This is a genomic window from Romboutsia sp. MSSM.1001216sp_RTP31141st1_G3_RTP31141_220114, from assembly GCF_039031195.1.
Taxonomy (GTDB): Bacteria; Bacillota; Clostridia; order Peptostreptococcales; family Peptostreptococcaceae; genus Romboutsia_C; species Romboutsia_C hominis.
Genome location: NZ_JBCIUO010000031.1, coordinates 1 through 10,684 on the forward strand (window position 1 = coordinate 1; position 10,684 = coordinate 10,684).

12 protein-coding genes and 1 pseudogene are annotated in these 10,684 nt (G+C 23.5%); 10 read left to right on the plus strand and 3 right to left on the minus strand.

The window, feature by feature from the left end; translation table 11 throughout:
• From ABCP60_RS15165 to ABCP60_RS15190, 6 genes and pseudogenes are all read left to right on the plus strand, one after another.
• Window positions 1-1,488 (plus strand): annotated as a pseudogene (locus tag ABCP60_RS15165) (DEAD/DEAH box helicase); the annotation flags it as partial.
• A 1,142-nt stretch (window positions 1,489-2,630) separates the two neighbouring features.
• On the plus strand, window positions 2,631-3,107 hold the full coding sequence (locus tag ABCP60_RS15170; RefSeq protein ID WP_343102092.1) for a hypothetical protein: 477 nt from the start codon (window positions 2,631-2,633) through the stop codon (window positions 3,105-3,107).
• Between the two features lie 13 nt (window positions 3,108-3,120).
• Window positions 3,121-3,660, plus strand: a complete 540-nt coding sequence (locus ABCP60_RS15175) for a CbrC family protein (protein WP_343102093.1) — start codon at window positions 3,121-3,123, stop codon at window positions 3,658-3,660.
• 83 nt (window positions 3,661-3,743) lie between these two features.
• A complete protein-coding gene (locus ABCP60_RS15180; protein WP_343102094.1) occupies window positions 3,744-4,154 on the plus strand; it encodes an SMI1/KNR4 family protein in 411 nt (136 codons plus the stop codon).
• Window positions 4,155-4,214: 60 nt separating this feature from the next.
• The gene (locus ABCP60_RS15185; protein ID WP_343102095.1) at window positions 4,215-4,697 is read left to right on the plus strand and encodes a hypothetical protein; all 483 of its coding nucleotides are present in this window, start codon (window positions 4,215-4,217) and stop codon (window positions 4,695-4,697) included.
• Window positions 4,698-5,085: 388 nt separating this feature from the next.
• Window positions 5,086-5,511, plus strand: a complete 426-nt coding sequence (locus ABCP60_RS15190; RefSeq protein ID WP_343102096.1) for a YrvL family regulatory protein — start codon at window positions 5,086-5,088, stop codon at window positions 5,509-5,511.
• Window positions 5,512-5,704: 193 nt separating this feature from the next.
• Here the strand turns inward: ABCP60_RS15190 and ABCP60_RS15195 are convergent, their stop codons facing one another.
• Window positions 5,705-5,983: a DUF2651 family protein gene (locus ABCP60_RS15195; RefSeq protein ID WP_343102097.1), complete on the minus strand. Its 279-nt coding sequence runs from the start codon at window positions 5,981-5,983 to the stop codon at window positions 5,705-5,707.
• A gap of 273 nt (window positions 5,984-6,256) precedes the next feature.
• On the opposite strand from ABCP60_RS15195, the gene ABCP60_RS15200 reads away from it, so the two are divergent.
• The 4 genes from ABCP60_RS15200 to ABCP60_RS15215 all read left to right on the plus strand — a co-directional run bounded on the left by ABCP60_RS15200 (window position 6,257) and on the right by ABCP60_RS15215 (window position 8,359).
• Window positions 6,257-6,514, plus strand: coding sequence for an autorepressor SdpR family transcription factor (locus ABCP60_RS15200; protein ID WP_021121655.1), 258 nt, complete (start codon window positions 6,257-6,259; stop codon window positions 6,512-6,514).
• 15 nt (window positions 6,515-6,529) lie between these two features.
• Window positions 6,530-7,126 (plus strand): SdpI family protein, encoded by a 597-nt coding sequence (locus tag ABCP60_RS15205; RefSeq protein WP_343102098.1) that lies wholly within the window; start codon window positions 6,530-6,532, stop codon window positions 7,124-7,126.
• A gap of 320 nt (window positions 7,127-7,446) precedes the next feature.
• The gene (locus tag ABCP60_RS15210; protein ID WP_343102099.1) at window positions 7,447-7,770 is read left to right on the plus strand and encodes a PadR family transcriptional regulator; all 324 of its coding nucleotides are present in this window, start codon (window positions 7,447-7,449) and stop codon (window positions 7,768-7,770) included.
• The gene (locus ABCP60_RS15215) at window positions 7,763-8,359 is read left to right on the plus strand and encodes a DUF1700 domain-containing protein (protein WP_343102100.1); all 597 of its coding nucleotides are present in this window, start codon (window positions 7,763-7,765) and stop codon (window positions 8,357-8,359) included. The genes ABCP60_RS15210 and ABCP60_RS15215 overlap by 8 nt, the downstream gene beginning before the upstream one ends.
• A gap of 195 nt (window positions 8,360-8,554) precedes the next feature.
• On the opposite strand, the gene ABCP60_RS15220 is transcribed toward ABCP60_RS15215, so the two are convergent.
• Both ABCP60_RS15220 and ABCP60_RS15225 read right to left on the minus strand, forming a co-directional pair.
• Window positions 8,555-9,175, minus strand: coding sequence for a hypothetical protein (locus tag ABCP60_RS15220; protein WP_343102101.1), 621 nt, complete (start codon window positions 9,173-9,175; stop codon window positions 8,555-8,557).
• A 21-nt stretch (window positions 9,176-9,196) separates the two neighbouring features.
• The gene (locus tag ABCP60_RS15225; RefSeq protein WP_343102102.1) at window positions 9,197-10,333 is read right to left on the minus strand and encodes an amidase domain-containing protein; all 1,137 of its coding nucleotides are present in this window, start codon (window positions 10,331-10,333) and stop codon (window positions 9,197-9,199) included.
• Between the last annotated feature and the right edge of the window lie 351 nt (window positions 10,334-10,684).

Here is a 10,684-nt window from a genome sequence, read left to right on the forward strand (position 1 = left end):
AATAAATCAAATAATGGAGCTTTACTTATGAATGATACTAAAGAGCTTAAATATATCTCTAGTATGTTAAATAAAAAGAGCGACGTTATAACTGCTGATACTAAGGAACATAGCAAGCTTTATGACAAGATAATGAATTATAGTAAAATGACTGGATATAAAGTAATATTAAACACAACAACTCTTGTTGCTGGAGTTAATATAAACAATCCAAAGATAACGGACATCATAGTTGTAGGGATAAAAGATATAGGAACTATTAAACAATATGTAGCAAGATTTAGAAACCTTAAAAAGATAAATGTTCATATATTTAACAACTATAACGAAGATTGCGAAATATATGATATTGAATGGCTATCAAATCAACATATGATAAGTGCTATTGGTTTAGCTGATTACTACAATAAAGAAAGTAAAAAGAATATACCATTCTCACCATTTGGAATAAATCTTAGTCCTCTAAATATAGATACTAACGTCTATTATAATAAACAAGAAAGTACTTATAAGGCAGATACTATATATGTAAAAAGTCAAACATATAAACACTATTACAGTTCAAGAACATTTGAAAATTTCAAAGTTTTACTAGAAGAATATTTTAATAACATAGAGTTAATATATGATTTGAAAATTAATGAAGAGATAAAAGAAGATAAAAATTCATATAAGAAAGAGTTAAAAGAATTACAAGAAGAAGCAATTGAACAATTAGAAAATCATAAAGATATACTTGTAGGTTATGATGAAATCAAAAAGAATAGGCGAAGTTACAATCTAATGGAATATCTAGATGTAAATAACCTATCAATGGAGCAAGTTCAAAAAGATTATTTAAAACTCGGAATACATGACCTAATATTTAATAACTCTTTAAAATCAAAGATTAAATTATATAGCAAATATGTTTTAGAAGATTATTTTAGTACTGACATGGCTTGGAATATTGCTTTTATGGGAAATCGTAAAAGAGGAAGTATCTTTGCAAAAATAAATACTCTAATTTATAAAGAGCTAAAAGAAGAACATCCTAATATATTTAAAAATGATAATACAATTGAAGTAAGAATGTATGAATGGATTACCAATGAATTTAAAGAAGGAGTAAGTTATACCCAAGAACATTTAGAAATATTAGCTGAATCATTTAGAATAACATTTGGTGATAACTGGGCTTTTAATTTTAAAAAAATGGGTGAAATACTTAATCAAATTTATAAAATAGAAAGAGTAAAAATATCTCAAAGTGTCGCACAAGTAGAAACTCTTTTTTATAGAAATATAATTCCTACTTCCGCGACAACTAAAAAAAGAATAGATGTAAACTTAATTAAATCAAGAATAGAACTTTCAGATATAAAAAAGGAACTTGGTTGCACAAGCTCCGATTTAAGTTTGGATTTCTCAATTCAAAAAAGGAAATCTAAGATATTAAGCCAATTAGATAGCATCGAAAAAGAAATGCTATTAGAAGGTCTATTTTAAGATTTATTTCTACAAAAGTCTTAAACATGAGTGGGATTATGTTTAGGACTTTTTTATTTTTATTATGAAAAAAAGAACATAAAATTATACATCAAGACGTTAATTTACGTTCTGTTTATATACACAAAGTATATAAAAAAATGAGAACTATGTAAAGTATTTAATTAAAAATAAGACAATATTTTTTACTAGAATTAAAACAAAAAGGTTATAAAATTTATTGAAAAGTTATTCTGAAATGCTTTAATCAAAATTTAAATACATAAAAGTTTTTAATGAAATTTATGAAAAAATTTTTATTATTTTTCTTTAAAAGTTTGACTAAAAAATTTTATTTTTGCTATTTGATTTTATAAAAATATTGAAAGAAATTTAGATAGAGTTAATAAAAAAAACAAAAAAGATTGATAATTTTTATGTATTTTTTATTTAATCTTATAAGAAAATTTTTTAAAATCTAAATCAAACTTGAACAAAAAAATTAGATAAAAATTAAAAAATTATTGAAGAAAATAAATAGAATTTTTATAAAAAGCTGATATGAAAAATTAAAATTTTATCTTGGCTTTTTATTTTTTCTGCTCTTAAAAGTTACTGAAAGTTAATTCAAAAAATATAAAAATGTAATGCAAAAAATTAATTGGTTTAAAGAAAACGTAGAATTATTTTTAGTAAAATTTATATTTTTTTCTTTAAATTAATTAAAAAAAGTAGGTGCTCAAAAGGTGGCTAGAGGTGTGGAAGAGTGTGGGGAATGGTGTTCGAAAGGTGTGTATAGAGGTATTTTTATGCTATCACTTTTTTTATAACAACTTTGAGAGAATAACTGGGTTTTGCCCAGCCTATAACTGAAAGTTATAGCATTTTCTCCTTATGCTCTTTTTTACAAAATTTCAAAAATGAATTTTAAAATTTTGTTTTGTATTTTTTTCTCGAACTCAAAAAATATTTTATGAAAAAAATAATTGAAAATAAAATTAGAAAAATAGAAAAGTAAGAGAGAAACTTTATAAAAAATTATGAAAGAAAATATAAATTAATACAAAAGTAATGCAAAAGAAATTTATTTTTTTAGAGGAGATATAAAAAATTTTATTTAAATAAATACAAGAAATACTTTTGTATTAGGGGGATAGTTTTTTATGAAAAAAGAAAAATTTAATGAGTTGAAAGTTAAGGATCAGATAGAATATGTAAATCAAAAATTAGAGAAAGAAACTCTAACTAAGATATGTAAAGAAATAAAAATATCAAGGTCAACAATCAGAGAAAGATTTTTAAAACAAGGATATATATTTGATAAAGATCAAAGTAAATATATTAACGTAGAAGTGAATGAGAAGCCACAAGAAGAGAATGAATTCAAAAATAATACAAATGTATTAGAAAGTAAAATAAAGTTCTTAGAATCGAAAATAAAAGACATAGAAGATAGATTAAATAATAAATCTAATCAAATAAATATAAAAAAGTTTGAAGGTGAAACAGTATCAAGATGCTATAGACTTTATGGAGAAGTACAAAAAGAATTTAGTAAATTCTGTAAAGAAAATTCAAATTATAAAGTACAAGATATATTATCTATGGCATTATATGAGTATATGAAAAATAATGAATGAAAGGATAAGAAATATGTGTAATGAACTTCCAAAATTTAAATATAATCCTAACTGCTATGCTTTAGAAAATGAAATATTTTTATACACTAAAGAAGGTAAAATATGTGAGTGTTGCAATGAAAAAACAAATTACTACTATGATCAAATGATGTATTCTTTAGAAGATACGGAATGCATTTGCCCTAATTGTATAAGTAGTGGCAAGGCAGCCAAAAAGTTTGATGGTGAATTTATACAAGATAGTGAAAATAGTCAAATTATAGATGAAATAAAAAGAAAAGAGCTATTTGAAAGAACACCTGGATATGTAAGTTGGCAAGGCGAATATTGGTTAGAATGTTGCAATGACTACTGTGCATTTATTGGTGATGTAGGGATAAAAGAACTTGAAGATATGAGGATTAAAGAAGAGGTTCTTAAAGATTATGAAAGTAAAAATGGGTATGAAATTGAATTAGTCAAAGAATGTTTAGAAAGCAAAGGATCTTTGGCAGGATATTTATTTCAATGCATACATTGCGGAAAATATAGAATTTGGGTTGATGCTAGTTAATAATATGTGGATGAGTGTAGTTTTATATAGTTGTGTCATATTGAAGAACTCATTTAATTTAGGTGACAAAGGAGATATATACTATGGATAATACTTTTTATGATGTTACGAATAGTGAAATAGATACTTTAGAAAATGAATTACATTTAAAATTACCGAAAGAGTTAAAGGAGTTTTATCATATCAATGGTTATGGTTTTTTGAGAGGGAATAATACAAATAGAGTGATGGATCCTCTCTCAGTTATTGATTTTAGATTAAGAAGAAATGATTATGATTGCTTTAATGAGAATGTAGAAATGGAAATGTTTAAAGAGTATGAAGTTGATAAGCTAGTATTTTTTGAAGCAGATGCATTTACATATATTTCAATAGGTATTAGCAATGAAAATGAAGGAAAAATTTATTATTATGATATTGAAATAGCAGACTCATTAAGTGAGTTTCTTCTAAGAATAAAAAATGATGAAAATTATTATTTGGAGAGTATTTAGTTATGGAAAAATTTAAAATAAAATTCATAGAATATGAAGTTAAGGAAGGCATATATTAAAATGGATTATAGAAATATTTTATTGGTTTATTATCAATGTTTGGTTTGTGGGATTATTACTAAAAAAGAGTTTTTAGATTATATAGATAAGCAGATAGAAATATTAGACAATCCACCACTTATTTATATAGACATAGCCTTTTTATCAACTAAAAGAATAGAGGATATTATTAGAGTTTTAAAATTTTTTTTCTTGGAAGAAAATATTGATATTGATAGTTTTAATTTGGGAGTATTATCTATATTAAAAAATAAATATACTCAAAAAGAAATAACATTAAAAGAAGGCGTAAGATGTTTATATGAATTAAGTAGGGAATTTGATTTACCAGATGATCCCGAAGAATTATATTTGATGGGAGATTTAGATGACGAACTATATTTACATGCACTAGATATTAATATAAAAGAGATATTAGATATTGAATATGATTTTGAAAAAATACTAGATTTAGGAGATGATAAATTTATAAATAATATATAAATTTATTATTTTTGGAGATTTATTACATAAATTTTCATATAGAAAATAATGTTAAATTTCCAAATTCTAATTTGATAATAAATTAAAGAAAAATGCAGAATAAATGCAATTAATACAGATATAAATAAAGTAAAAGTAGGAAATTAATTTATTTGTATTGAATTTACAAAAATTAATTAAATAAAGTTTCATGGAAAACTAAAAAAACAAAAAAGAGTGTATTTACTGAAATGTAGGAATTTCAATAGATACACTCTTTTCCATGTATAACTAGTCCCTAAATCTGAATTTAAGTAATAGTTACTTTTTGTAGATTATTAAAGTTAAATTTTGATATAATTCTTAGTTAATAAAAAATATATCATCTAAAAACTAAAAGGGAGATTTCATGAAAAATAAAATAAAAGATATTATTGGAATGAGTATAATTGGATGTATACTAGTAGTAATAATATTTGGATTAATATTTTTTTTCGGTGGAACTATTTTATCTATTCTAGGTCTTAAATACGATAATTTATGGACACTAGCTAAGTTTTTTATCATCTACATGATTATAGGTATACCATTAGATTTTATAATTGAATGCTCTTTGAAAGCAATAAAAATCATAATAGGCTTAAGCAACATTCAGTATATGATTATTTTTTGTCTAATAGATATATCTATTAACACAGTATTGATTGGAGTATTAGAATGGTCTATAGACGGTATTGAATGTAGTTTATTTACTGCATTATTATTTTCTACTATATTTGGTGTTTTAAGTTACTTTTCTAATGAAAAAGTAGCTAATGACGATACTGAATTGTAAAGTATAAATTTTATGCATTCCACTAATACAAAGATTAAGTAGAGTACTTATAGACTTCTATAGTTAGAATCAAAAATTATATTAATTAACTTATAAAGATAACGAGTAAGCAAAAAAGCCATTATAATCCATTTATTTAGATTTTAATGGCTTTAATTTTATTTTTAATGGTACTAGTCCCTAAAGTAGAAATTTAAGACTTGTTGGTTAATCCTCTAATTATTAAAGAAATTATTAGTGACGAAATAGAGAATATAATTTCCCATCCAAATTTAAAGTTATGATCTAATGGTATACCTACAAAGAACTTAGTATATATAAAACTTAATATAAAAGTAATTAATGGTGCTAAGAAAACTTTTTTTGTTTTTATAGATACAAGAACGCCTAATCCAATTGATATAAAGGGAACGATTACAAGTTGCATAATAAAGGGATCTGTATTTTCATTTATAAATTTGATTATATCCATAATGATCTTCTCCTTATAAATGTATTTATTTATATTTTAACCTATAAATAAATACATTTTATATTACAAAATGATAACAAGAATAAAACAACTAATCTTAAAAACTTATGTAAAATATGTAACTAGTCTCTAAACGGGAATTTAAGTAATAGTTAGTAAATATATTTTTTAATAAAATACTTGTATTTTTTTTAAAAATTACATACTATATTAATATAGATATTTAACTAATTAGTTAAATATCTATATTAAATAATTGAAGGGAGTTATTTTATGAGTAAAGCATTTAAGGCTTTAAGCGATAAAACAAGAAGAGAAATATTAAAATTGCTTAATAATAAAGATATGAGTGCAGGTGAAATAGCCGAACATTTTGATATATCTAAGCCGTCAATATCAAAGCATTTAGATATTTTAAGAGAAGCAGAGCTTATAAGTTCTGAAAAGAAGGGGCAATTTGTAATTTATTCTATAAATACTTCTGTAATTCAAGAGGTTCTTGGAAACTTCTTAGAAATATTCAAAAAATAAAAAGGGGGAAATATTATGAAAAAAATTAACTCTACAAAAACTATATTATTAACCATATCACTTTTAATACTTGGTATAGGGTTTATAATGTCTGATGGATATATTGAAATTTTAATATTAGGAATTTTAGGTATTGTTTCTTTATTTTTATTAAATATTCAAGCAACAAATATAGTAGAGTTATCAGAAGATAATCCTAAAGTTAAAACTTTTAGATTTTTAAATATATTTAATATATCTATTGTTATACTTTGTTTTATATTTGCTTTATCATCACCAAATAATCAATTATCTATCACTGAAAATAACAAAAACTTAGTTATTTGTTTTATGTCCGTATTTATGATGTTTTTTGGGAATTTATCACCAAAGATACCTTTTAATAGGTATTTAGGACTAAGACTTCCTTGGACAATAAGAGATGAAGAAACTTGGAAGATTGCACATAAATTAGTAGGGTATTTATCTTTCCCTATTGCAACAATAATGTTTATTGCATCATTTTTCTTTAATGGTGATATAGTAGGAATTATTGGTATTTTAACTTGGATTATAGTACCAAGTATATATTCCTTTATATTTTACTCTAAGAAATTAAAAGGTTTAAATTAATAAAGTAATATTTTAAATAAATTTCAATTAAAAAAATCCAATAGATAATATTATCTATTGGATTTTTTATACATACTACACATATCTAGTATATTAAGTTAAAGTTTTTTTACATTTATCAAAATTAACTCTTGATAATATATAGGATGTCCTTTTTGTTTTTATGAAAAAAGATATATAAGATATAATTTTAATTAATTAAATACTATAACTAGTCTCTAAAGTAAAATTTAAGTGATAGTTACAAAGTATTTAATTTCTAAAACTATATTGCATAACACACTAGTTTTGTTTATACTCTAGCTAAGAGGTGGTTAAAATTGGAAAGTCAATTTAAAAAAGGGTTAATAGAATTATGTGTATTAAAAGCCCTAGCAGATAAGGAATGTTATGGATATGAATTGATTGAAAGTGTATCAAATATCATATCTATTACTAAAGGTACATTATATCCTTTATTAAGAAGATTACAAAAAGAAGGATATCTAGATTATTACATAAAAGAATCTGAATTAGGTCCAGCAAGAAAATATTATAAAATAACACCTTTAGGATTAAATAGATTTATAGAAAACAGAAGTGAATGGCTTAACATAGCTGATTCTGTTACAAATTTTTTGAAAGGAGATAAAGGATATGAATAAAAAAGAAGAATTTTTAAAAGGATTAGAGCTTGAGATTAACAGTTTACCAAAAGATTATATTTACGATATTATAAATGACTATATAGAATATTTTGAAGATGGGAAATTAGATGGAAAATCCGAAATTGAGATTATAAAAGAACTTGGAAATATTGATTATATAGCGAATAGTATTTTATCTGAATACTATATTGAAAATCCTAATAAAGTAAATGATTTTAGTACATTTATGAAAGCCTTAAAGGCACTCAATGCTATTGGAGTAGGAGCATTGAGTTTACTAGTTGGTGTTCCTATAATAGCATCATTTTTATTATGTTATTTATCCTTGTATATTTTAAGTTTTAGCTTTATAGTAATGCCATTGGCTCTAGCTATACACTTAGGAATACCTAAGTTGCCTATAAGTTTTGGGACAGATATATTATGGCAAAAAATATTAGTAACAGGAGTTTTATTTATAGTAGGAATAAAACTTTTAAATATATTAGAAAAAGGTAGAAAAAAAGCATTTAGTTTAATTTTTAATGCTTTAACTAAAAATATAAAACATACATCCTTACAATTTAAAAATAATACAATAAGCTAGTTCTTAAAATCATATTTGAGATAAAATAAAAGCCCTTGGAATCCATTTATTTGGATTCTAAGGGCTTTTATTTTATCTCAAATATATAACAAGTCTTTAAAGTGAAATTTAAGTGATAGTTAATATGTACTAATACTTGTTATATATTTCCTTAAAGCTTTTATAAATAAAATGTCTTAATTAATCTCAAATATTTTACTTCAGAGGTTTAGAGTATTTTTCTTTTAAATCATTAAGCCTTTTAAGCATTTTATTTAAATTTATATCAATATTTTTTTGATTTTTATTTCCTTCATAACCTAATTCTTTATTTACATCAAATTCTTCATCTACTGCATCAGCATCTGAATCAAGATCAATTGTTGCTGACATAACTTTCCATACTCCATTTATTTTAGAAAGATATACTGTATAATTATTTCCTGCTTCAGCCTCATTTAATTGACCAGTATTTTCATCTTTAAATGAATAAGTTTCATACATGTAAACATTAACTTTAACACAATCTCTATATCTTACAAAACTTTTATAATCAAAGTTAAAGTTTTGAGAAAGTACTTTTTTATGATTTCTCTTATGATTAGTAGCCTTTACAGCATTTCTTGCTAATAAATATTTTTTTAAATTTTCATCCCCAACTGTTGAGAAATCATTTTTACCTCCATTATAATTATAGTCATCTTTGATAAATGTTTCTAATACTTCTTTTATAGAACTTCTTTCAAAAATAGCATGTTTATATATATATATCCCTGAAATAAAAATAATTAATAACCCTATAAAAAAAACAAATAATTTATTTTTAGTTTTAATCATATATTAACCTTTCTAATTTTTCTATCTTAAAGAAGTTAAATGTACATAAGATCTAGGATACTCATCTTCTGGAGCTGCATCATTAATATTATCTCCCCATCTATCTTTTGTATGACAAGCTATCTTAAAGTTAGGGCCAGGGCTAATAACTATATAAGTGTGAAACCATCTTTTCCAACCTTTATGATAAATAAATGTTAAATCTCCTAATTCTAATTTTGAACCATAGGCAATTGCATGTCCTCCAGGCCCTTTAGAACCATTTTCATTACGAACAATAAATCCTCTTAAATAATGGGCTTGAGCCCAAGCATCTCCATATGTTCCCATTAAATGAAATGAGTCCGGAGTTAAAGACCATGATCTCTTTTCGCCATCCATTACATAACTAGAACCTGTTCTTCCTCCAGCATATTTAAGTGCTTGAGAAGCATAATTTGCACAATCAGTAGTTTTGAAAGACAAATAATTTGGATTACGCCTACTACCTCTATATTTATAAGCATAATCATATATTGCTTTTCTTTGACGATAAGAAAGATTTAAACTTTTTGAAGAATAACCTTCTATATCAGAAGAAATATTAGGAATTTCTTGCTTTAATGGTTTAGAGTACTTAGCCTTTAAAATATTAAGTCTTTCAAACATCTTACTTAAATTATCAGTATTATTATTTTGTCGTGATTTTGTTTCACATTCATAGCCTAATTCTTTATTTACATTAAATTCCGCATCAACTGCATCAATATCAACATCAATTGTTGCAGACATAACCTTCCATACTCCATTTATTTTAGAAAGATATACTACATAATCATTTCCTGCCCCAGCTTCAAACACCTTCCCAGTATCTTCCTCTTCAAACGAATACTCTTCAAGCATATAAACATTAACTTTTACACAGTTTCCAGATTTCACAAAGTTATCATATACAAATTCAAATTTTTGAGAAAGTACTTTTTTATAATTTCTTTTATGATTAGTAGCTTTCACAGTATTTCTAGCTATTAAATACTTCTTTAACTGTTCATTTCCAACTGTTGAAAAATCATTTTTACCACCATTATAGTTATAATCAGTTTTAATGAACGTTTCTAAAACTTCTTTAATAGAATCTTTTTCATTTTCAATATCAAAATTTTGATTATTACTATTCATAAGAAAACCACCCTTTCTAAAAAAAATCAACTTTTAAATAAATAATTTAAGTTATAAAAAATTATTTTATAAAATATATATCAATAAAAATAAATATAATCAATAGATTTAAATTCAATGTAATATTTTGTATTATTTTCCTGTCAAAAAGTGTAATTTAATCACATATTTTCAATTTTATTTTTAGTACTATTATTTAATTGACTAGATTATTAAAATATAGTGAACAATTATATTTTAATAATTAATATGTATTTTGGAAAATTTAATATATATTTAAAGTTAAAAGATTGAAAATTTATGTAGTAAAATAATATAATATATAATAAAAAGTATTAACTAAAATATGGT